Below are 23,717 nucleotides of genomic sequence, written 5' to 3'. Positions count from 1 at the left end.
CTGTGAGCAGGTGTTTAAAATAATTCTTAAGAAACCTGGATGTGAGACATATCTACGGCAATTGTGCAAGAACAGGAATGCACCTGACTCTCTAATAATATTTCCGTGTATGACCTTCTCACAAATAACCAGTATCACTCTTACAAAAACAGGAGGGAACTCTACATGAGTGAACATGATGAAGTAAAAGATAAGATGTATGAATGGACAGAAAAATACGCAAGCAAAGCAGGCTACAGGCTTAACCCGGATAAAGAAGCTCTTGATTACGTTCTTGACGGGCTTGCTTCAAGGGTTGAAAAGTTCGGGAGGCGCTATTGTCCTTGCAGGATAGTAACCGGGGACGAGAACGAGGATAAAAAGATAGTTTGTCCCTGTATCTATCATAAAGATGAAATTGAAAGAGACGGGAACTGCCACTGTGAACTTTTCTTTAAGCCTTCCTGATCTGACTTTGTTCTGCCAGACCTGCTCCTAAAACGAGCTTTAAATACTATTAGCGAAGGCGGGAGGGGACAATTTATATAAATACTTTTTGTCCTCTTCCAGCCTCACTCTAATCTTTTCACTTAAGTTGAAATGCCTGTCTTTCAGCCTGCAGAAGGCAAGAACCTTATTTGAGAACCTGGAGTCTCTGAAGGCTGTTAACACTGCAAATTAAAATTAACATTGAGAATTAAAAAGCAATAGTTTAAGGTTGATTACATTCATCTCTTTAACTGAATCTATTGACATTGTACTTCAATGCTCTTAGACACTCAAGATTCTTGGACAGCGTTTCTTTCAAACCGGATATTCTTCAATAAGAAATTTCCGGTTCACACTATTGGCCTGTACATAACACTATTGGCCTGTACATAACACTATCGACCTGGTGTGGTATTGACCTGCTATCCCTTTAATAAATTAACAATAGGATAAATTTGACTCAAGGGTGACCTGGAATGACAAATGCAATGGAACTCTATCAGATGCTTCCAAAGACTAACTGCAAAAAATGTGGAAAAACCTCCTGTATGGCGTTTGCAGTTGCCCTTATGGCCCGCGAGCTGACCCCTGAAGACTGCCCGCCCCTGAAAGAGGAAACCAAATACAAAGAAAGCTACGAAAAGATCAGCGGCCTCTTCAAGCCGTCGGAAGGAGCAACCGAAACAGGACTTATAGTGCATGAAGACCTCTGTTTTGGTTGCGGAAACTGTGTGGTTGCCTGCCCTGTCAATGTTGCAAATGACCCTTACGGCGTCGGTTCGGGCAATGCTCCAAAGAGCGCCAGTAAACTGATCCTGACCATCGAAGACGGAATTGTCAAAGCCCAGAACGTGGGGGAGTGCCGCAGATTCGGAAAGAACAAGATCCTCTGTAACGGCTGTATAGTAACCTGCCCTGTAGAGGCTATCGAGTTTGTGTGAGGTGAGAGGATGGAGAAAGATTATTACGTATGCACAGGCTGCGGAATGCTCTGCGACGATATCGAGGTCGAGTCTGAAAAGAACATAGTAAACAAGGTCTATACCGCCTGCAGGGTAGGCGTAGCCCACATGAAAGAAGGCCGGGAAAGTGCAGTTTTTCGGGTCGACGATAAGCCTGTAGATGAAGCAACTGCAATCAGTGAGGCTGCAGCTATCCTGAAGAATGCAAAAAACCCCCTGATTTTCGGGCTTGGGACTTCTACCAATGAGACCCAGAAACTTGCAATCGAGCTTGCAAGAAAAACCAGTGCAACCCTTGACGATACTTCCTCATTTTGCCAGGGACGTGTGGTTGAAGCTCTCCTTCAAAACAAGTTCAAGGTATGTACTCTTGATGATGTAAGAAATAAAGCCGATGTTACTATTTTCTGGGGGGCAGACCCGTCGGACTCTCACCCCCGTCACCTTTCGAAACATTCCTATTTCCCAAGGGGAACTGAAAAGCAGCGGGGCTGGGAAGAGGAAAGGACAGCAATTGCAATAGATGTCCGGAAATCCCATACCGCAAAGATCTGCGGGAACTATTTCTTCCAGATCCCTCCGGGAGGAGATGCCGAGTTCATCGACGCTCTGATTGCAGGGCTTTCCGGAAAGCTTCCGAAAACATCCTACAACTTCCCCCCTAAAAGAATTCTTGAACTGGCGAATATCCTGAAAGGGGCAAAATTCGGCGTGGTCTTTGTAGGGCTTGGCCTGGTCTACTCCCTGGAAAACCTTGAACCCCTTATCCGGCTCATGGATGCCCTGAACGAAAAAGCAAATTTCCACCTGATACCTATGGTGGGGCACTACAACATGCGGGGCTTTAATGAAAACCTCTTTGAAGAAACAGGGCATGTAAACAGTGTAAAGTTTGAAGACGGTACTGTGAAGCACGGGCCCGAATATTCAATCGTTGAATCTCTGAAAACTAAAACTGTGGATGCCGCCCTTATCATCGGTTCGGATCCGCTTTCAAGCCTGCCCAGGTCCGTTGCAAAGAACCTGCTTGAAATTCCCGTCATCTCATTGGACCCCTGCGAAACCCTTACCTCCAGAAGTGCAAAGGTCTATATCAACACTGCAATCAGCGGGGTGGAGTCAGGAGGGAGTGCCACGCGTATGGACGGGGTTAAAGTAAACTTCAAACCTGTTGTGGAGACAACCCGTCTTTCGGATGAAGCAGTTCTCAAGAAGATAATGGAGGCCCTCTGATGGATTTCGGATCTTTTCTTAAAGCCCCTGAAATAAAGGTCAGGGTTATAACGTACAGGGACATCTTCCAGGACAAGGCGATGATCGAAAACCGTTTTGGAGAAGATTACAGAGACCGCTCTGCCGTCATAAAACTGGACCCTGCCGACCTCAAGCAGTTGAGCGTGAAAAAAGGCGACACTGTAGTCCTGAAAAACTCTTTCGGAACGATTGTGGTAAGAGCTGAAGAATCCGGATACGAGCCCTCTCACAGGGGCATTGCGTATATGCCCAACAGCCCCTGGTCCAATATGCTGGTCTCGGATGAAACAGGCGGTACGGGGATCCCAAAATTTAAAGACATCTCTGCAACCGTTACCAGTGCAAAAGGAGAAAAAGTAACCGAACTCGGTTTTTAAAATTCCTTTTTTATAAGGTTCCCCAGGGACCTTAAAAACGGAAATTTTCTTTTTACCCTGCCCTTTTAGTGCTTTCTATGATCACCATGTCAACTACCCGCTAAATCTAAAGATTTAACGGGTTTCCTGCTGAGGTTTTATGAGGTGAAAACACGGCTACTGTGATCCTGAAATTTACCCCTCATTTAAAAAACGGAATTATTTCATACTATTTTCAAGGTTTTGAAAATGTAACCCCTAAATGGGAGCTTCCATGTGAGTACCTCTCAGGCCTGCATTTCACTTCCTGGGACGGAGTCTTACTGTATTCGGATGGGAGTTTTATAAAAATCCTATCTTCCGGAAGTATGATTTCCGAAAATGAGTATAAGGAACTGATGAATATTGTTGAGCTTGGGAAAAAAAGGTTGAGAGAAATTCAGAGCAAAAGGGGTATCTGACAGCTTTTTTCCGGTTCTTAGAACCTTTCTGTTTCAACCCTTCTGTTTCCTGCTGACCCTCCTCTGGAGAGTTTTCAGGCGTTCCCAAGAGTTTTTCAAGTTCAGGTTTCTCTATTTTTTTGATCCGGTTGAAAGAATGGCAAAGTCCTTGATCTCACCGTAATATTACTGTACCAATATTTCTCGAATATATCCTGTATATTGTGTCTCGTATGAGATGCAGCCTTCTTGAAGACAAAACTCCTTGAAAGCAAAATATACTCTTTTATTTCGATTCAAATCAATAGAATAATTCAGCTAAACAGAATTGAATTTATATCAATGTTTCTTTATAAAAATTCTTAAAAAAAAAGTTATTTATTGCTACATGAATACATTGAATAGGGTTTTAGATCGTATCATTATATTTTTTAGAGGGGGTATCGAGTATGAGAGCAGGTCATAAGGCCTACGTGACAACGTTATGTTTTCTATTTTTTTTTCAGTTCATACTTTCGGGGCTTGCATCGGCAAGCCAGGTCCAGGTGGAAGGGGAACTGCCGGCAGAAGTTGAGGAAAAACAGGTAATCAGCGGCGTCCTGACAATTAGCAGCATTCCAGCTGCTGCGGATTATATCTATTTTGATACGGACCTGATGAAATATGACGACCAGCCGATATACAATTTTACGGACCTGGACCTTCAAAGCAATGAAAGCCACTTTGTGCTTCCCGTTGAAGACGGACAGAACAAAATCGTTGTCCAGCTAAAAGGCCAGGTCCCCGAAATTACTGAAGTCAAGCAGTACGAAAAGCTTACCCTTGTAAAATACAACCCGAAGCGTACAGGATATGCCCACTACAGGATCCGGTTGACCGATGAAGAAGGCAACTCCATAAAAGAAAGTGATACTCGCACGTTTGCGATTTCGGTTCCCGAAATTGAAGCGTTCAGACAGAAATTGACGCTCATCGACGACTCTTTTTTTGCTGTGTACCTGCAGGACATGTTCGACAGGGGACTTGTCACCGAGGCAAACAAAATTGCGGACTATTTAATCAAGAAAAAAGAAAATTCTTTTAACTGGGGCTATGTGATCGCCGGGCTTGGCATTGCGGCTGTGAGCTTTATACTGGGGGTAAGAACTGGCAATTCCGGAGAGGAGGAAGAGGAATGAACGCAAGGGAAAGTACTTATTCTGCACTGCAGCTCCCTACGGACCTGACCATTGTGGGGATTGGGGGCTGTGGAAAACGCCTGTGCAGGGAAATCTGCAACCACGAATGGATCCTTGGCAATTACCTTGCCTCAGGCAGGCGGCTCCGGATCTACACCATGGATACGGACGCAAATGAAAAAGTCGAAGATGAAGTGCAAAGAAGCGAGATCAAGGCTGGGATTCATGAGATAGGAGCCAGGGGGAATATTGAATACCAGTACTATTACCTTCCTGCCCTGGCAAACATAAACCAGGTCTCTGACCTGGCAAGCCGGGAGGTCGCAACAAAGATAAAGGACAGGAAATCGGATCCCGCTGTTAAGACCTGGTGGTTGAACGACGAGGGAGACTTTGGCCTGAGTTTTGAGGAACTGAGGACAATCGACCCCTTTTTGATTGATGATTTTGGTGGAGGCGTGCACCGGAGAAGGGCGATTTCAAAGGCAATTTTTTATAAAGTCCTGAGCCAGGGGCAAGCAAGCGGGTTTCCTACCTTTCCGAATACCGGGACGACGGCAATCATTGTAGGGCTTGGGGGCGGCACAGGGTCAGGGATGTTTATCGACCTTGCCCGATATATCCGGGCTCTGAGAGGAGAGGCTACCCAGATCTGGCTCTTTGCGGTAATCCCCACGACAAAAGAAGGGGAAAAGGAGCAGTTAAACGCAGCAATTGCACTTACAGAACTCGAATACCTGAATTTGAACGAGAGGCTTTTCAACTATGTAATCCTGACCTCCCTTGGGCCTACAGGCTATAAAAAAGGAGAAGAGGCGCGGCTGGAAGTGCATGAATTCGACGCCATGTTCCCCCACATCCTGACAAATTTATTCCATATAGAAAAAGGGGATATTAACCTCAGCGACTCAAAAAGCCTTTATTCCTCGTTTATTTTTGCAGATGCCCATATAATTGAGTACCCGGTAGAAGAGCTCAAAATCCTGAAAAAACAATATGAAGAAATCATCCTGGAACTCGAAAATATCACTACTGCCAGAAAAGAAATAAACCGGGCTGTAAAAGCCCTGCTGGACAATTTCGATCAGTTCAAAGAAATGCCTCCCACAAAAATGGATTCCGACTTTATTAGAAAGGAATATGGAAACGTCGAAAAAATCTGGAAAAACGAAATTGGAAAACTCCTCAATTACCAGAGCCCTGAAGCTGTCGAATTTTATATACAGAACAACATCTCATCGGATGGCGGGATCGAAAAAATCACCAGCTATGACAATCTTCTGGAATTCATCTCAAAGGTAAAAGCTTTTACCAGCAGCGTAAAGGAAGACGAATTAAAAGATGAAAACGACAAAAAGCTATTTAGGCTAATTCCTGAGGCTCTTTCAGGCATCGAAGACACAGCAAAGCTTTTCAAACGGGTTGCAGGCATCGAAGAGGAAGCTGCAAGAGGTGTGCTCATCAATGTCCTCAAAGGCAAACAGGAGCTTGTATCCGTTGTCGACCGCTTAAATGCAAAAGCCAGAAGCCTCAAAGAAGAGAGCCTGGAAGCAAAAGCCGGAATTGAAAGTAAACAGGCTGAGCAGGTTTCCCTCAAACAACTGCAGTCCAGGGTTGAAAAGGCTATTGACAAGACGTTAAACGATAATGATAGAGACCTTGAACAGTACTTTGTCCAGAAAAAGAAATTAAAAAGTATTCAGGAACATGAGCAGAGCCTGAAAACAAAAATTGACTTATTTGTCAGCAATTTTAAAGCAGGAAATATTAAAAGCGGAGACAAAGATAGCTGGCTGCGTCTGTCAGGAGTCCCTGAACTCCAGAGAGAAATCGATACCTTCTCTCATGAACTCGAACTGGACCTCTCAGCCCTTTCCAGGCTCGTAGAATCAATTGCCCTCTACTATTACTATGAATACAGGATCGACAGAACTAAAAAAGGCGGATTTAAAGAGAAAATGATAGGAGCCATAAAGGGCAATCAAAAAAAGGCTCTCAGAAAGTTTGAAGCGCAGAAGCGGAGCATGGAAGATTATATCAAAACATCCGGAAAGGAGTACGTCCGGATAAATGCTCCCTTCGAGCTTTTTGTCCACGAAAATTTCCTGAGTGAAAACCACAATAAAAAATCCGAAGAACTAAAAAACACGATCCTGCATTCCTTTTTCCCCGACCTTGACGAAAAAGACGTCGATATTGATGAAATCGAGCAGGTGTTTAAGTCCGGAGACAGGCCAAAACTAAGAAGCCTGTTAAGGGAGATTTTGACCCGGAAATACCTGCAAAAAGAAGACTATTTCGGGAAGCTGAAGGGAGTTGAAGCAGATTTCCAGACGCTGGAAGAGAGCCTGGGGGAGAAAAATACCCTTTCCGCTATGCTTGAGAAGCTCGAGGACCTGACCGAAGAAACAATTGTTTACAGGAGAGACCTGAACCGTTACTATGAGAAATTTTATGAAGATTTCACAAAGATCAGTAACATTAAAAATTCGGGCAGCAAGACCTTCAGCAGCCTTTACATGACAAAATTCGGGGACGTAAACCCCAAAATCCTCTCCCTGATTGACGCAAGTTCCGATATGAAGGACCTTGACTGGGACGAGGGCGGGAAACGCGAACTTGACAAACTCATTAACGAAATACTGGTTACTTACAAAAATCTGATAGAAAACTATAAACTCGGGATCCACAACTTGATGATCCCGATAAACACCACCGAGCGCTGGAATTTAGGAAAAGCCGCCCTGGTTGTTTCTTCCAGGTCCTCATACATCTCAAGCCGGATTGCAAGCGAACCCATAGCTGATACAATCAAAGAAGAAATAAACGGAATCCTTGCCCTGAGCAACAGCAATGACGCCAGGCTTGTCACCCACAATCACACAAGGCCGTGGGATATTTCCCTGACCTTCTTTTCAGCTACAGGCTTCCTGGACAATATCTCCCCCCTGACCGCAGGGGGAGGTTTCTGGGAGATATATGAAAACAAGAAAGATAACGTGCTGCACCACGTGCTGAAACTCCAGGAAGGAAAATACGTGACCCGAAAAGCTCTTTTTGACCTGAAGGAAGCAGGAGAACTGGCAAACCTGGAAAAGAAAGGGATAAACGTCGGGGCAAGAATCAACGAACTGTATGAGGAAAAAAGCATAAGAAAAGCCTTGAAAAATGAGGGGAGAGGCTTCGAAAAATGAGGATCCACAGCAACAGGAAACTGTTCTTTGAACTGCTGGCAATAGCTTTTGTCCTGCTTTTATCCTTCCTTTTTTTAAAGTTTTCAAGGATGATCGAGTTTCCGGTAACTTCCTGGATAGGTGCGTTTTTGCTGAGTTTTTTGCCGGCATTTTTTATTACAAGCGCTTTAGGGCTGGCTTTACATGAACAGTCAAGGAAAGGAAGTTTTTTTTTATTTGCGACATTTTTGCCTTTCCTTTATACTCTTTCTTTTTATCCGGGAGTTTTAAAGACAAACGGTTTGCTTTTTGGTCTCCTGGCGGGAGGCCTGCTGGACTTTCGGGCTCTTTACAATAACAGGTTCAATACACTTACAGGATATACAAGGACAGGGTCCAGGCTCTTCTTTTTTGCCCTGGCGGTATACCTCTTCGTCCAGCTGCTGGGACTCATGTCCCCCCTCTCTATTGAAAGGATTCAACAGTTATTAGAAAGCGGCGCAGAAGAGCCAAAAAATCTGGGTTTTGCCCTTCTGGTAGTGCTTGCCCTGTTGATGTCAACAAAACTTATAAGCGACATCCGGATTTCAGAGGTCTTTGTATACGGGCCTTCGAGGTCAGGTAAAACCCTTCTTCTGCTTGCCCTGTACAACCACTTTGTTAATTTTTACGACGGCACTCACCGGGAAATTATTATTTCATATGACATGCAGGGAAATCTCTCTAAAGTGAACGAAAACAGGCTAAGAATCGAATCAATGCTGGCAGAACTGGAAGCAGGAAACATGCCAAAGAGCACCGGCCGTGCTGATATGGCAATGTATGAGTTATCCGGGAAAAAAGGAGCGATTCCGATAGAATTCTCCTTTGTTGATTACAGTGGGGAATATACAGAAGATCTCGAACCCGAAAAATACGCCTCAGCTGTCCAAAACCTGACGGAAAAGCTTGAACGTTTTAACGCGAATACCATTTACAGGCAAATAGGGACAATCAGCTTTCTGGAACTGCTGAAGAAAGACTATGCAAAGGAACTCAGGGGAGAATTCCACAATTTAATTCTTGCCTCCATCTACAAAAAAATGGAAACTGCCGGAGAAATCATATTTCTGGTAGATGGGGATTACCTCCTTAATTACCAGCAGGAAGGGAGAAAAGAATTGACCCGGCTGTTCGGGCTTTATTCGCGGCTTATTGATATCCTGGGAAGTGAGAAGTCATACGCCCTTGTGGTAACAAAAATTGATAAATTCAAGGACCTGTCCGAAATTTCAGAAGATTCGGAAGCAGCTCAGGAAATAGAACAGGAAGTCTATGACCTCATGAGCAAAATGGATACTTTCAGAGAGATCCGGCACAGAGCCCAGAAGGTCCCCGTCTATTTATATACTGTTAGTGTGGATGCAACGCTGCCCCCCCAGCTTTCAAAAGAAGGAATGACGGTTGAAGGACAGCAGAGGGTTACCCAGATTTATCCCTGGAGGGTCAGAGAAATTGCACAGTTCGGCTCCTGATTTCGGGGTATACAATTCAACCGGGAGGCTGCTTGCAGGAAATAATAACTTTGAAGAATACGCCGAACTTGCCAAACAGCTGGACATTAAAAGAAGCGCCCTGTACGTTGAAACCCGAAAAGGCGAAATTTTTCTCGGCTGCAGTCTCCTTGTAAAAATAACGAGGGGGAGAGAAGAAAGGGTTGTCTTCATTGCAAGTTATGCCCCGGAGGAGATAACTTATGATACCACTTCTATTTTCTCTTCCTCTGCTGCTTCAACTTCGATTTCCACTTCCTCGTCCTCTACTGCTTCAACTTCTATTTCCACTCCCGCTTCCTCTTCGATTCCCACTTCAGATATGGGCTTGATCAAAAGATTCTACAGAGAGGCAAAATCCCATGTAGAAAACCTGGAAACAATAAGATATCAGGTGCTTGGCCTCTGGGAAGCAGGAGACCTTGAGGGGATCCATACAACCGGCGTCCCCACAAAAAGCATTGCATATCCGGCAGGAAAACTTCTCTCGGGACAGAGGGTTTCAGTCAGGACATCCGACCTTTCAAACGGGATTCCCTTTATTGGAAGCTTAATTTCAAAATTCAGCCCCTTAAATTTCCTGGACTTCAGCTTTGCTCTCTCCCTCTCTCCGTCTCCGGTGGATAGCTCAGTCAGTCCTGGAGAACCTGACCCCGATTTCTATCTCGAATCAGGAGAAGTCCGGCCTTACCCCGGCCAGCCTTCATACTCAGGACGCTATTATGAACTGTTATACGAAAGCTTCTCCCGGCTCGTGGAAAACCCGGACTTTCAGAAACATTTCCAAACTAATTCCGGGGGCCGGGAAGAGTTTTTCGAACGAGTCCTGGAATCCCTGCTTGAAAATAATGCTTCGGAATCAATCGACACCTTTGCGTCTTCCGGAGCAATGGACAGCTTTTTTGGACTGTACCGCAAAAACCCGAAAGCCCTGAAGATAATTGTAGAAGCACTGCTCACTACACACCGGGCCGACCATCTCGTTATAATCCATGATGAAGAGCTTGCAGCGGACTTAATCACAGCGCTTGGGGAAGTGCAGCCTGCAAATAACAAAAGGCTTGAGGCTTTCCTTATGGAACTGTATCGGAGACTTGACGATCAGGAACAGAAAATAAGGATACACCGGCACTTCCTGGAAAAGAATATTTTTTATGAAAATTTCATTGCCGAACTTATGCAGCTGCTGGAAAATGCATCTCATGTGTCACAGGGAAGCCCGGATGATTCGGCTTTACTTCGGCTGTGTGCAAGCGCCTCCTTTTATGGAAATCGGCGCGAGAAAGAAGCTTTTGAAACCGGGGTAAAAAAAGGGCTGGCACATCTGAGCCCTTCTAATGAAATTGATTTCTTAAAGTACGTAATTAATGCCCTGGAGATGCCGGGGGAAGGGGGAAAGGTTCTGCTTGAAGCCCTGATCCCGGAAAGAGCCACAGGCATGAATGGCCTGAAAGGTGATGCATATTACCCTACAGGCAATGACTTTATTCTGAAATTGAGGGAAAATGAAGTCCAAAAACTGGATAAGTGGCTGGGCCGGCATTATTTGAAAGAACGAAAAATGAAAAAATCCCAACAAGTGAAAAAAACAATTAAGTATGCCTGCAGTTTTTTACTCATTGTGATAGTCGGGCTCCTGATTCTATTAAAAACGGTTCCGGAGCCGAAAATCCCTTCGGTTACATTCTCTGAAAATAACAGTACAGGTATACTGCCTTTCACGATTCAGTTTGAAAATACGAATTTTAATAAGAACAAAAACGGTGTAAACGAAAGCATTTGGGAGGACCACAGTATTCTTGGCGATATTGTGAATGAGACCGGGGGTAATGCAACAGACGTTAACTCGACAGAAGTTAATTCAGCAGAAGTTAACTCAACAGAAGTAAATTCGACAGAAGTTAATTCAGCAGAAGTAAATTCAGCAGAAGTTAACTCAACAGAAGTAAATTCGACAAAAGTTAACTCTACAGAAGGTAATTCGACAAAAGTTAATTCGACAGAAGGTAATTCGACAAAAGTTAATTCGACAGAAGGTAATTCGACAAAAGTTAACTCGACAGAAGTTAACGAGACGACGTAAAAGAGAACAGGGCTTGTGAACCCTCTCCGGACAATTATTACCTTTAACCCCGTAATACCCGGTATCTGACCATGTGAGGACCATAATTAAAAATGTTCTCCCTGAATAAAATAAGTTAAACTTGACTTAATTATATCCAACGCTACCTTAAGTAAAATTCAAAACCCGATCCGCTTGATTCTTTTTTAGTTTATTTATATATAAAACATGTGTTGAATTTATATTCTACAGGCTTTTCTTCAACTTTAGAAGGCTATTTTTTAGAGACAAATAAAAAATAATAATTATTAAATCCCTCTTTCGATTTTTCCTGAAACTGAGATTTGTTATTGAGATATGGGTTGTATCTTGTTTCCGAAAAAGACAAATAAGGAGATATATGGGTTTTAAACCTCAATGTGGATGAGAAAGAGGTTTTCCCCCAGGAAAAATCAGGTAAAAAACTGAATGCTCAGATGATGGATTAAAGGACTCTTATTATTATAAGATTTAAAATAATTTTTATAAAAATGCTGTTATTCATTATAATATAATATTAATAAGAAAATACAAATACTCTTTGTATGATATATAAGATTGGAAGTTATACCTATTCACACGAAATAAAACTTCAGCCAGACAAAAACGGGGTTTCAGATCTAATAGACTAGAGTATAATAGAAGTAGGGTCTGCTGAAGGGAAAAATAGGGGGGAATTCGGATTAGATCGGAATTAACCAGTTTAGCCTATGCTTTAATTATTTTGTTTTTATTAAGTGCAGCTACCTGTACCGGTTCGGCACAGGATGAAGAAAATCCAGCTATGGAACTCTATAACGACACGGTTGTCCTCAAAGAAGGCAACTTTACCTTTGTGCCGAGCAATAACGCCTCTGCAAGCTATGAGATCTCCAACTTCACAGACCTGGGAGCACTCTACGCAACGGGGCTTGATTTTAAGGTAACGGACCTTGGGAAAATGGCCGGAGAAATGAACGGGAACATGCCCGAGAAGACCTTCGTACTTGAAAGCATAGAAGGATACCAGAACAACAATGAAACCCGGGAGAAATGGTTCATCTTAATAAATGGCGTCCAGGCTACTGCGGACATAAGCATGAACCCGGTGAGTGCAGGCGACACTGTCAGCTTCCTGTACGCCCTTGAAGAAGGAGGAGAACCGGTCCTTGGAGAAGCAAAATATCTGGTAAAGATTGGAATTTCAACAGAAGCCCAGATGCCAGACATAATTGAAACCGCAACTCAGGCTGGAAACTTCACGACTCTTCTTGCAGCAATTGGGGCTGCAAACCTTACTGACACTCTGAAAGGAGAAGGACCATACACCGTCTTTGCTCCGAATGATGAGGCTTTTAACGCGCTTCCAAACGGAACAGTCGAAGCTCTCCTTAACGACACAAACGCATTGACAAACATCCTCCTCTATCACGTTGCAGGTGAGAGGCTGATGGCAGCAGATGTTGTTAACAGGACCAACATTACGACCCTTCAGGGAAGCGAACTCCCGGTAAATGTCACTGAGGAAGGAGTGTTTGTAGGAGACGCAAAGATTATAGTGCAGGATGTAAATGCCAGCAACGGAGTAATACACGCTATAGATGCTGTACTGATCCCGCCGGAACCTGAGCCGGAACCCGAGCCAGAACCTGAGCCAGGACTAAATCTGACAACGCTGTACAATGATACAGTAAACCTGACGGAAGGAAGCTTCACCTTCACACCGGAAAATGCTACCCAGAGCTATACAATAGACAATCTCACGGACTTCGGAGCTCTGTCTGCAACAGGACTCGACTTTAGCGTTTCCGTGATGCAGAACATGGCTGACGGGAATATGACCGACAACGTAACTGATGGGAATATGACCGACAACATGAGTGTGTCATTTGTGCTTGAGGGCATGGAAGGAGTCGAGAACAATAACACTACCGGAGAGATGTGGTTCCTCTACCTCAACGGAATGCCTGCTGAAGGAGACTTCGGCATGAACCCGGTAACTGACGGGGACAACCTCAGTTTCTGGTATACAACTGAAGTGGGTGGAGAAGCCGCAATAGAAAATGCAACCTACGTGGCTAACATTACGGTTGCTGTAGAAGAAGGAGAGGTTCCGTCTGAGGAGAAAGATATTATTGAAACCGCAACTCAGGCTGGAAACTTCACGACTCTTCTTGCAGCAGTTGAGGCTGCAAACCTGACCCAGACCCTTAAAGGTGAAGGTCCCTACACTGTCTTTGCTCCTACCGATGAGGCTTTTAATGCTCTTCCCAACGGCACTGTTGAAGCTCTCCTTAACGACACAAACGCATTGACAAACGTCCTCCTCTATCACGTTGCAGGTGAGAGGCTGATGGCAGCAGATGTTGTTAACAGGACCAACATTACCACACTTCAGGGAAGCAGCCTGCCGGTTAATGTTACTGAGGAAGGAGTGTTTGTAGGAGACGCAAAGATTATAGTACAGGATGTAAATGCCAGCAATGGCGTAATCCACGTAATAGATGCAGTCCTTATCCCGCCGGAACCTGAGCCGGAACCCGAGCCGGAACCAGAACCAGGACTAAATCTGACAGTACTCTACGACGATACTGTAAACCTGACGGAAGGAAACGTCAAGTTCAGGCAGAATGCTTCCCGGAATTATACAATAAACAATCTCACAGACTTCGGAGCTCTATATGCAACAGGACTCGACTTTAACGCGTCTTTAATGCAGAACATGACCGAAAATGTGACCAACATGACCAGTGTGTCGTTCGCACTTGAGGGCATAGAGGGCATAAATAACAATAATCAAACCGGAGAAATGTGGTTTGTCTACATAAATGGGGAGCCGGCTGAAAATGACTTCGGAATGAACCCGGTAAGTGATGGGGACAACCTCAGTTTCTGGTACACAACTGAAGTGGGTGGAGAAGCTGCAATCGAGAATGCAACCTACGTGGCTAACATTACGGTTGCCGAAATGATAGCAAGAGAAAACATCATAGAGGCGGCACAGAACCAGACGAGATTAACCGAATTTGTAAACGCAACGCAGGCCGCAAACCTGACACAGACCCTGAACGAAACAGGACCTTATACTGTCTGTATTCCGAGTAACGAAGCCTTCGATAAGCTGCCAGCAGCAACCCGTAATGAACTCATGAGCAATACAACTCTGCTCAGGGAGGTTCTCTCCTACCACGTAATTAGTGGGAAGTTTACTCGCGAACAGCTTGCCAGCATGAATACCGTTACTAACATTCAGGGCAATGCACTTCAAATCAATATAGTAGGGGACAATATCACAATACAAAACGTAACTATCACACAGATAATCATTGTAAACAATGGAGTTATCTGTATAATCGATGAAGTGCTCATCCCTCCGGACAGCGGACTTCCTTCTGATGGAGACCAGACAGATGGGGATCAGACCGACGGCAACCAGACGGATGGAAATCAGACAGATGGAGACCAGACAGGAAACTGGTACTTCTTCTCGATGCCTTTCGAAGCCAACAATACAAGCGTTGATTATTTGCTTTCAGATGTGAACTATACATCTCTGATTTATTACAACGCTTCAACCAAACTCTTCGAAGATGTCTCAAATATTGAGCCTCTAAAAGGATACTGGATCAATGTTCCCAACGGAACCGAGTTCAATGCTACAGAGCAGTTTGCTTCAGTTGAGAAAAAGCTGGTTACTGCTCCACCGAGCTTACAGACCTATCCGGGCTGGAACGCGCTGGGTTCACCTGTAAACGAGACTGTCTCTGCGGAAGTTGCATTCACGACCATTGACAGCTCGTATGCAAAAATTGTGGGTCCCTGGGTGCCGGGCAACAACACTACAGGCTACTACCAGTATGTCGGTTACAATGACTTCAACGGGACATTAGGCGAGAACCAGCTTGGAACAGATGAACTTGAAATCGAACCATATGAGGGTTACTGGGTCTTTGTGAGAGATGAAAATCTGTATGCCTGAGGAGGTCACCCTGAAAGGTAATGTAAGAGCCCAATGAAAACCAGAAAAAACAGTCCTTAAAAGAGAAAAGAAGGAGATTTCCATTTATGGAATCTTCTTTTTACTCAAATCTTCTTTTTACTCAAATCTTCTTTTTACTCAAATCTTCTTTTTACTCAAATCTTCTTTTTACTCAAATTTACTTTCTTGTTTTAATTAGTTTCCCTTACTCAACCTGACCTGTTAACCATTCCAACTGCTTCAATCCTTTTTGCAGAACTTTATTTACTACACTCTTACAGTTCATGTATTTTTTAATCAATATTTATATAAAGCTTCCTGCTAAAGGTTGAGGGCATGGATACCCCCGAAACCCTAGATTCATCCCCTTCTTTTGCAGAAAATATGTCCTATTTTGACAGAATATTAGATCAATCATTCGCCTGGTTCTCGGCTAACTTCGGTACCCTCTTATTCATCATTTTCATAGGCATGGGAACCATCCTTGTCGCAAGGACTGTAAACCACCTTATGGAAAGTTACTTTACAAAAGCAAGCGGCAAGCTGCGCATGGACACCACGGCTTTCCGGATGTTCAGGCACGTTACGGTTGCATCAATCTATTTTGTAGGTCTAATTATTATAATATTCAGTATTCCTGACCTGCGCAGTCTCTCTGTAGCCCTCTTTACAGGGGCAGGGCTTGCCGGTATCGTAATCGGTTTTGCAGCCCAGAGCACACTGAGCAACATTATTGCAGGCATTTCCCTTGCTCTTTTTCAGCCTTTCAGGGTTGGAGACAGGCTGAATATTATGAACGAATACGGAAAGGTTACGGACCTCAACCTCAGGCATACGGTTATTATAACCTGGGATAACAGGCGCCTTATCATCCCTAACTCAATAATCAGCAATGAGGCAGTAATCAACTGGACCATAGAAGATCCTGCAGTTATCTGGCCAATAAACGTTGGAATCGGTTATGATTCTGATATTAGCCTGGCAAAAAAAATCATGATTGAAGAAGCCCGAAAGCATCCTCTGGTCATGCCTCCCCAGACCATGAAGCACAGTGTTATAAAGCCCAGTTTCCTGAAACCCGAAACCCTTGCAAACGGATTCATGGACCTGTCCGTGCTGCATACTGTAGACCCGGATTTCAGGGAAAGAGGAGAGGTTAAAGTATACGTGACAGATCTTGGGGATTTTTCCGTAAACCTCCGCCTGCTGGTCTGGTTTAAGGACAGGAGCGATGCATACAGTTCAGGGTGTGAAATAAGGGAAGCAATTAAAAGGCGCTTTGACAGTGAAGGTATCGAAATTCCGTATCCTTACAGGACTATCGTGTACAAGACAGATATTCAGAAGGAAAAGTCTCCTGAAAAATCCGCCCCAGCAAAAGGAACTAAAATGGAATATGCTCCAAGGAGCAGGCTAACTGATATTGATGATGAAACAGATATTGACGATGAAACAGGTCAATAAAAAAGGAAAATAAAAAAGAGAAATAAATAAAGGGTAATGAAACAGGTAGGTTAAATGATGAAAGGATTTTAAAGTTCCCTTTCATCGATTACTCTTTTTGTCTTTTTCATGCTTCTTGGAAGTTCCCCGAGCTTAACACCCACAATATCCACGCTCACCCCTATAAAGTCCTTGAACGCTTTTCCCAGGGCTTTTTCAGTTTGTTCTTTCTTTACAGGATCTTCTGCCCCTTCAATTTCAACTTTGAAGGTCATACTGTCCCTGCCGTTTTTGCGGGTAAGGAGGATCTGGTATTCACTGCTGACCCTGGGCACCCTGTGGATTATATCCTCGATCTGGCCGGGATAGATATTTACTGCCTTAATCTTTATGCGGTCATCAGACCTTCCAAGGATCCTGTCAATTCTGGGGAAAGGGCAGCCGCATTTACAGAGCCCGGGGATTATGCGCGTCAGGTCCCTTGTCCTGTAGCGGATCAGAGGTGCTCCTTCCTTTGCAAGGGTGGTAATTACAAGTTCCCCGAGAGTACCTTCTGGGAGCTGTTCTCCCGTTATCGGGTCAATGATTTCAAAGAGCAGGTAGTCGGACCAGTAGTGCATTCCCTCATGGTAAGAGCAGTCAAGGGCAATTCCCGGCCCGTAGATTTCGGTCAGCCCGTAGATGTCAAAGGTCTCGATCCCGAGTTCGGTTTCAATCCTGTTGCGCATCTTTTCGCTCCAGCGTTCGGAACCCACAATCCCGACCCTGAGGTTGATCTGGTCTTTTAAGCCGCGCTTTTCAATTTCTTCAGCAAGCAAAATCGCATAGGAAGAGGTGCTTGCAAGGGCTGTGGACTTCAGGTCCGTAAGCATCTCAAGCTGTTTTTCGGTGTTTCCGGGACCTGTGGGTATTGCCATCGCTCCAAGGCGCTCGGCTCCGAGCTGGAACCCTATCCCTGCGGTCCAGAGCCCGTACCCGGGTGTAATCTGAATCCTGTCCTGGTTGGTAAGGCCTGCCAGCATGTAGCAGCGCATCACCAGCTCTGCCCAGACATCAACGTCTTTTCGAGTATAGGGAATAATGACAGGCTTACCAGTTGTCCCGGAGGATGAATGGATCCTGACAATCTCTGAATCGGGCACGGTCTGCAGCCCGAGGGGATAGGCATCCCTCAGTTCCTCTTTGTGTGTGAAAGGAAGGAGTTTCAGGTCTTCAAGAGACCTGATATTCTCTATATCCACGTTTGCTTCCTTGAACTTCTTCTGGTAAAATGGGCTTCCTTCAACCACACGTTTAAGCAGTCCCTTCAATTTTACGAAGGTATCTTCTTCCGAGAGTTTGGGGTGGTAGAGCTGGACATCCGGATCGAGCTCAGACTCCAAGGATGCTTCATACATTTAATTTCACCTTCTGTTCCCCGTCTGGTTGCCCGGGGATTAGCTTAATTCTTTCGATCGCACCTTCAAACGCAGCCCTGTTTACAGCCCTGTGTTTTTCAGGAATTTCGGTTTCAAGTACTGCCAGAATAATTTCTCTTGAAAAAGGCAGCATACCTGTGCCGGCAGCCGCTCCAAGCATTGCAACATTTGCAGCCCTGTATGTGCCTGCTTCTTCTGCAAGCTGTGTAAAATCAAGGCAAAGTATACCCTGAACATGGGCTTCCAGAAAGGCCAGCAAAGCTGCAGGATCATATTCAGGACTTCCCGGGGGCTTTGATGCAGGGGGTATAGCATGAGAGTTCACTATGATTTTCCCGTCTTTTTTCAGGAAAGGCAGGTTTCTTACGGTTTCTGCAGGTTCAAGCCCTATAAGCAGGTCTGCCTGCCCTGCAGGAATCAGGGAACCCGGGATTTCATCTCCGATCCTGATATGGCTGCTTACCGAACCTTCCCTCTGGGACATGCCTATGGTTTCGGCAGTGCTCACACGGAACCCGGCTTTCATTGCAGCAAGCGCAAGCATGCGGGAAGCAAGCACAACACCCTGCCCTCCAACGCCTGCAATCAGAATATCATACTTCATTCCTTCACCCTTAGTTCCTTCGTCCTTCATTTCTTCACCCCGTCTTCCCTTATGGCTCCCGAAGGACAGATTTGAGCACAGAGCCCGCAGCCGCTGCAGCTGTCCTGGATGAGAGGCTTGTCTTCTCCTGCAGGGAGGAAAATGGCAGGGCAGCCGAGCTGCTTTACGCAGAACCCACAGCCTGTACAGCTGTCAGGATCAATTGCAAAGCGTGTAAAGGATTTTGTAATCCCGACACATTTTCCTTTGAACACGACCGCGGAAGGACCCTTAAATTCCATGGCTTCCTTTGCCGCCTCCACGCAGTTTTCCAGGCTTCCTGTTTCCACGGTCCTTACAAACTCAACTCCACAGCTCCGGACCACGCCGGCAATGTCAATGGCTTTTGAGGGACTTCCAAGGGCCGTCACTCCGATTCCGGGATGCGGCTGGTGCCCTGTCATGGCAGTTGTGCGGTTGTCAAGGACTGCAAGGGTAACATCAGCTCCGTTGTAGACAGCATTTACCACAGCAGGGATGCCTGAATGGAAGAAGGTAGAATCCCCGATAAAAGCCACCTGCTTTGCCTCCGGGTTCGTGCGGGAAAGCCCTCCTGCTATACTCATCCCTGCCCCCATGCAGAGGCAGGTGTCAACCATATTGAGAGGGTGGGCGTTCCCAAGGGTATAACAGCCAATATCCCCGGAAAAAATAGTCTCGACCTGAGAGTTCTTTTTAAGCTGTTTTGCAGCCTGCTTGAATGCGTAAAAAACGGTCCTGTGCATGCAGCCCGCACAGAGGGTAGGAGCCCGGACTGGCAGAGGCGGAAGCTCCCCTCTCAAAATCGCAGGGGAAGCATGGGAAAGGCTGGCTGTTTCTCCAAGGTCTGCAAGCACTTTGTTGACGCTGTCAATAACAATATCAACATTGTATTCCCCGCTCACCGGGAAAAAGCCGTTCTTTTTTCCATAGATATCAACAGGCAGGTGAGCCTTTCCGACAAGCTGGAGGGCCTGTTCTTCAAGATAAGGGTCAAGTTCTTCGACCACGATCAGTTTTTCGATGCCCTTTAAGAAGGAAAGGGCTGCCTTTTCAGGGAAAGGATACACTGTCCCTACCCTGAATAGGGTGAAAACCTCTTCAAAGCCCTTTACAGCCTCCTTTACGTAGAGAGCTGAAACCCCTGAGGCTATGATCCCGATTTTTCCGCTTCCAGAAACGGAATTGTACGGAAGCCCTGAAAAGCGCTCGGAAAGCTGCACCTGTACGTTTTCAAGCCAGGGGTGCCTCTCGGCAGTAAGCCTTGGAAAAATAGTCCAGCGCCTGTCCTTTATAAAGCCTTCACAGGAAGCTTCAACCGGAGCAGGTTCTGCGGCTGCGAGCTCCACATCCCCGCAACTGTGAGAAACCCGCGTGGTAGTCCTGAGGATGACCGGAATTTCGAATTCATGCGAAAGCTCAAAAGCCAGTTTTGTAAGCTCGTAAGCTTCCTGCGGGTTTGCAGGGTCAAGGACAGGGATATTTGCAAAATGCCCGAAAGCCCTCGTATCCTGCTCAGTCTGAGAGGAATGAGGCCCCGGGTCATCGGCAACAAGCAGGACAAGAGCCCCTTTTACCCCTATGTAGGTCAGGCTCATCAGGGGGTCGGATGCTACATTTAACCCTACCTGTTTCATGGTCACAAGCACATTTGCCCCGGAATAAGCCGCCCCTACAGCTGTTTCAAGTGCAACCTTTTCGTTGCTCGACCATTCGGTATAAATCCCGCACCTGTCCGCATACCGGAGAATTGTCTCCAGAGCTTCGGTCGAGGGAGTTCCCGGATACCCGGTAACTACCTGTACGCCAGCTTCTATCGCTCCAAGTGCAATGGCTTCATTACCCATTAACAGTTTTTTTTCAGTCAAATAAACTCATCTCGGATCGTAGGAATACTTTAATGAACTGGATAAATTTAGACAAGCCTCAAAGTAATAAAATGAGGTTGAAAACGAACCTGCATTCTCAAATCATCTACCAAAATTGTTTTGAGAATCCTGGAAAATATATCTGGATATTTCGTCGCTTTTTTACGTAATTGGAATACGACGCACATCTATGTACAACACTGCGGGAAGAAGTACGTAAAATACGGATATAAAGTTTTTGTTTTTAGGACTTACGCGGTTGAAACGAGAAATCAATAGCGATAAACATTTCACGGTTTAATACTCATATTTAACTACAACGTTTATTGTGCTTGATTTTTGATCTCAAGTGCGTAACTCCTAGTTTTATCTTGAAGCAGTTTTTTAGAAATCGAAATTGCGCTGGCGCACCTATCTGCAAGCAATGGAGTATTTGTACCATGAGTTTTAAGAGGGATCGAAAAGACAAACTTATTATAGATACATTACAGTTTTTTAATAAAAGCTCACAGTGACACTTAATGACTTGTATAATATATGGAAAAGAGAGACTTTGTGAAAATGATATTTCACTGGATGATATAATTACGAATTTGGGAAAGCATAATTATACTCCTTTAATTACAAAAGCGAAATCTCAATTTTTGAAAGTTTTCGATGAGAATGCCAAAATAGATAATGCCTTAAATTTTGGAATGGACTATGACTCTTTAAGATACATGGGCTATAGAAGAAGAATGTCTTTCTCATACGAAAAAGAAAATAATTTGCCTCTTAAAGGTGAAATTTTTTATTCTCCAGATAGAGAAAGCCTTCTTTATATTGTGATCTACGAAAAAGTAGCCAATCAATCCAGTCTTTTTGATTTTCCCAGTGAAAGTACTGACTTGAAAAACAATAAGGAAAATAAACTTAAAATTGAAGTTGGTTATATCGGGGATAAAGAAAAGATAGAACATCTAAATCATTTCATTGGTGTTTTGTCAGAAGCTTTACACATAAGTGATGTAGAATGGACTCGTTGTCAAACAATCAACCCTAAATTTTTAGAACTTTCCAAAGAAGAGAATAATAAGTTTGTATCTGCTGATACCGTTACTGAAGAAGAAATAAGGCTTGCCACTATATTAGAGAATCAAGCGATACGTGATATTACAATCACTATCAGGCAATCAGGCGCAATTCTAGAATCAGACTTAAATAAAAAAAAGATCGCAAAACCTGAAGAGATAACTGAGCACATTCATAGGTTAGTCGAATCAGAGCTTATCAACGAGGAATACGTTATTATTTGTCGAGATACCTCTAATCAAATTAACAGAGTAAACTCTCTAGATGTTGTTAATAAAATGATCGAAGTTGGAGTAAAGTGTTCTTGTGGCAAACTTATTTCGGAAGAACGGTACGAGAAACTTTTTACCCCTAATATTGTTTTAAGAAAAATGTTAGATCAAAGCTACTGGACTACAGTCAAATTAGTTGATAATCTCCGGAAACTTGGTATTTCAAATAACCAAATACTACTTAACTTGCGTGATGGGGCAGAAGAAATAGATGCTTTTGTAGATGTCGATGGAGCTCTTTGTATGTTTGAACTAAAAGACAACGAGTTTTCTATGGGACATGCATATGCTTTTAGCAGTCGAATTGATCTGTATAAACCAAACTACGCAGTTATAGTATCTACTAAAAGTATATCAAAAGATGTTATACTTCATTTTGATAAAGTAAAACCTAAATCAAAAATTGTTTACATTAGTAATCTTAAAGATATTGTCCCGTCATTGAATGAAGTTGTATCCCAAGTTAGTTCCAAAAAAGCTTCTAGAATTTTAGAGATGTATACTTGGGCAGGGTCAATTAGTGTACCTATCAATATAGTATCCTCAAATATAGGATTAAAGATCGAAAAAGATGAGCATGATAGTGATTATTCTTTCTAATGTCATAGGTGAGATGGAACAAGTGACATATCACTTGCAACAAAATAGATTTCCGATAGTTTGGAATATCTACTGAACTGATAAAAACCAGAAAGAGTTGACTGACAGATTCTGTAGACTTAGCAGTTGAATTGATAAACCAGCCTTGTAAGATCTCAAAATGTCTTAATTTATAATTTTTTATTCATTGATTGTAGCTCCCTTATGACTTCAAAAACAGAATTCTCTCTCACCCAATCCACAATATGTTCAACCGATAAATTCTTCTCCGGCGTTGCCACAGCAACTATAAAATCATTATTATCATCAACTGTCAGCCTGTATCCTTCATTTCTCAAAATCATTATTGCAGTAGCTATTCCGGTTCTCTTGTTCCCATTAACGAAAGGGTGCTGACCTGCTATTGTCTGCAATACTATCACAGCATTTAGAAAACCGAATTCTCAGCTTTAATTTCATATTCGAGCATGTGTTCAACAATTACTATATCTCGTCCCTCGATAGCGTAATTATCAATATTTTCTGCTTTTTCTTACTTTAGTCGGGTCCGAGAAGGAAAACATGGTAACGTATTCTTCGTCCTGAGAGACAACGATTAAAAAACTATTATTTCGATTTTTTTGTCAGAAATCCGTATTTTCAGAGCCATCTATGTTTACATTTCTTGGAGATCAAATATAAATAAAACTTCTTAATATTATTTACCATGACACGTTTTGATTACATCGGGACCTGGAAAGAAGTTATGAAAAGCCCATCTCATTTTTACAGGGAAATGCCAAAGACCGGAGGATACACTGATCCTATCATTTTTGCAGCAATCAACATTGCCATATACTCGTTTTTTTACTTGCTTTTTAATCCCGGAGCTTACGATGTCGAAGGATTCGTTTCTATGATGGTATTTGCAGTTGCACTTATGGCACCTATTGCAGGTGTTATCGCCCTTCTTCTCGATGCTACACCTGTCTCTTATACACATCTCCGAGCCCACGAGACGG

Annotated in this window: 15 protein-coding genes and 2 pseudogenes; 12 read left to right on the top strand and 5 right to left on the bottom strand. The window is 43.9% G+C overall.

Annotation, left to right across the window (positions count from 1 at the left end):
• The first annotated feature begins 165 nt into the window (after nucleotides 1–165).
• The 4 genes from EO95_RS02560 (at nucleotide 166) to EO95_RS02545 (ending at nucleotide 3,061) form a co-directional block, all read left to right on the top strand.
• Nucleotides 166–447, top strand: coding sequence for a ferredoxin-thioredoxin reductase catalytic domain-containing protein (locus EO95_RS02560; protein ID WP_048131874.1), 282 nt, complete (start codon nucleotides 166–168; stop codon nucleotides 445–447).
• A gap of 497 nt (nucleotides 448–944) precedes the next feature.
• Nucleotides 945–1,409, top strand: a complete 465-nt coding sequence (locus EO95_RS02555) for a (Fe-S)-binding protein (RefSeq protein ID WP_048131855.1) — start codon at nucleotides 945–947, stop codon at nucleotides 1,407–1,409.
• Nucleotides 1,410–1,418: 9 nt separating this feature from the next.
• On the top strand, nucleotides 1,419–2,663 hold the full coding sequence (locus EO95_RS02550; protein WP_048131853.1) for a formylmethanofuran dehydrogenase subunit B: 1,245 nt from the start codon (nucleotides 1,419–1,421) through the stop codon (nucleotides 2,661–2,663).
• Complete coding sequence (locus EO95_RS02545) at nucleotides 2,663–3,061, top strand: molybdopterin dinucleotide binding domain-containing protein (protein WP_048131851.1); 399 nt, start codon at nucleotides 2,663–2,665, stop codon at nucleotides 3,059–3,061. Before EO95_RS02550 ends, EO95_RS02545 begins: the two co-directional genes overlap by 1 nt.
• A 476-nt stretch (nucleotides 3,062–3,537) precedes the next feature.
• On the opposite strand, the pseudogene EO95_RS18685 reads toward EO95_RS02545, so the two are convergent.
• Nucleotides 3,538–3,654, bottom strand: a pseudogene (locus tag EO95_RS18685) (RNA-guided endonuclease TnpB family protein); the annotation flags it as partial.
• Nucleotides 3,655–3,929: 275 nt separating this feature from the next.
• Between EO95_RS18685 and EO95_RS02535 the strand changes: the two are divergent.
• From EO95_RS02535 to EO95_RS02510, 6 genes are all read left to right on the top strand, one after another.
• Complete coding sequence (locus EO95_RS02535; protein WP_048131847.1) at nucleotides 3,930–4,658, top strand: hypothetical protein; 729 nt, start codon at nucleotides 3,930–3,932, stop codon at nucleotides 4,656–4,658.
• Nucleotides 4,655–7,852, top strand: a complete 3,198-nt coding sequence (locus EO95_RS02530) for a tubulin-like doman-containing protein (RefSeq protein WP_048131844.1) — start codon at nucleotides 4,655–4,657, stop codon at nucleotides 7,850–7,852. The genes EO95_RS02535 and EO95_RS02530 overlap by 4 nt, the downstream gene beginning before the upstream one ends.
• On the top strand, nucleotides 7,849–9,345 hold the full coding sequence (locus EO95_RS02525; RefSeq protein ID WP_048131842.1) for a hypothetical protein: 1,497 nt from the start codon (nucleotides 7,849–7,851) through the stop codon (nucleotides 9,343–9,345). The genes EO95_RS02530 and EO95_RS02525 overlap by 4 nt, the downstream gene beginning before the upstream one ends.
• On the top strand, nucleotides 9,326–11,446 hold the full coding sequence (locus tag EO95_RS18135; RefSeq protein ID WP_048131841.1) for a hypothetical protein: 2,121 nt from the start codon (nucleotides 9,326–9,328) through the stop codon (nucleotides 11,444–11,446). The genes EO95_RS02525 and EO95_RS18135 overlap by 20 nt, the downstream gene beginning before the upstream one ends.
• Nucleotides 11,447–12,188: 742 nt before the next feature.
• Nucleotides 12,189–15,422, top strand: coding sequence for a fasciclin domain-containing protein (locus EO95_RS02515; RefSeq protein WP_235282827.1), 3,234 nt, complete (start codon nucleotides 12,189–12,191; stop codon nucleotides 15,420–15,422).
• A gap of 336 nt (nucleotides 15,423–15,758) precedes the next feature.
• A complete protein-coding gene (locus EO95_RS02510) occupies nucleotides 15,759–16,886 on the top strand; it encodes a mechanosensitive ion channel family protein (RefSeq protein WP_048131839.1) in 1,128 nt (375 codons plus the stop codon).
• A gap of 68 nt (nucleotides 16,887–16,954) precedes the next feature.
• On the opposite strand, the gene EO95_RS02505 is transcribed toward EO95_RS02510, so the two are convergent.
• From EO95_RS02505 to iorA, 3 genes are read right to left on the bottom strand one after another with little or no spacing between them, the layout of a single operon-like run.
• Nucleotides 16,955–18,262, bottom strand: a complete 1,308-nt coding sequence (locus EO95_RS02505; RefSeq protein ID WP_048131837.1) for a phenylacetate--CoA ligase family protein — start codon at nucleotides 18,260–18,262, stop codon at nucleotides 16,955–16,957.
• A complete protein-coding gene (locus tag EO95_RS02500) occupies nucleotides 18,255–18,917 on the bottom strand; it encodes an indolepyruvate oxidoreductase subunit beta (RefSeq protein ID WP_048131835.1) in 663 nt (220 codons plus the stop codon). The genes EO95_RS02505 and EO95_RS02500 overlap by 8 nt, the downstream gene beginning before the upstream one ends.
• The gene (iorA, locus tag EO95_RS02495) at nucleotides 18,914–20,773 is read right to left on the bottom strand and encodes an indolepyruvate ferredoxin oxidoreductase subunit alpha (RefSeq protein ID WP_048131833.1); all 1,860 of its coding nucleotides are present in this window, start codon (nucleotides 20,771–20,773) and stop codon (nucleotides 18,914–18,916) included. The genes EO95_RS02500 and iorA overlap by 4 nt, the downstream gene beginning before the upstream one ends.
• A gap of 593 nt (nucleotides 20,774–21,366) precedes the next feature.
• Between iorA and EO95_RS02490 the strand changes: the two genes are divergently transcribed.
• Nucleotides 21,367–22,716, top strand: coding sequence for a hypothetical protein (locus EO95_RS02490; RefSeq protein WP_156163955.1), 1,350 nt, complete (start codon nucleotides 21,367–21,369; stop codon nucleotides 22,714–22,716).
• A gap of 170 nt (nucleotides 22,717–22,886) precedes the next feature.
• Here the strand turns inward: EO95_RS02490 and EO95_RS02485 are convergent, their stop codons facing one another.
• Entirely contained in the window at nucleotides 22,887–23,138 is a 252-nt protein-coding gene (locus EO95_RS02485; protein WP_082105900.1) for a type II toxin-antitoxin system death-on-curing family toxin, read from the bottom strand.
• A gap of 284 nt (nucleotides 23,139–23,422) precedes the next feature.
• Between EO95_RS02485 and EO95_RS02480 the strand changes: the two are divergent.
• Nucleotides 23,423–23,717: pseudogene (locus EO95_RS02480) on the top strand (hypothetical protein); the annotation flags it as partial.

This window comes from Methanosarcina sp. 1.H.T.1A.1 (genome assembly GCF_000979295.1).
In the GTDB taxonomy this organism is placed as follows: Archaea; Halobacteriota; Methanosarcinia; order Methanosarcinales; family Methanosarcinaceae; genus Methanosarcina.
Note: the sequence above shows the minus strand (reverse complement) of the source record. Positions and strands in the feature narration are given on the sequence as shown.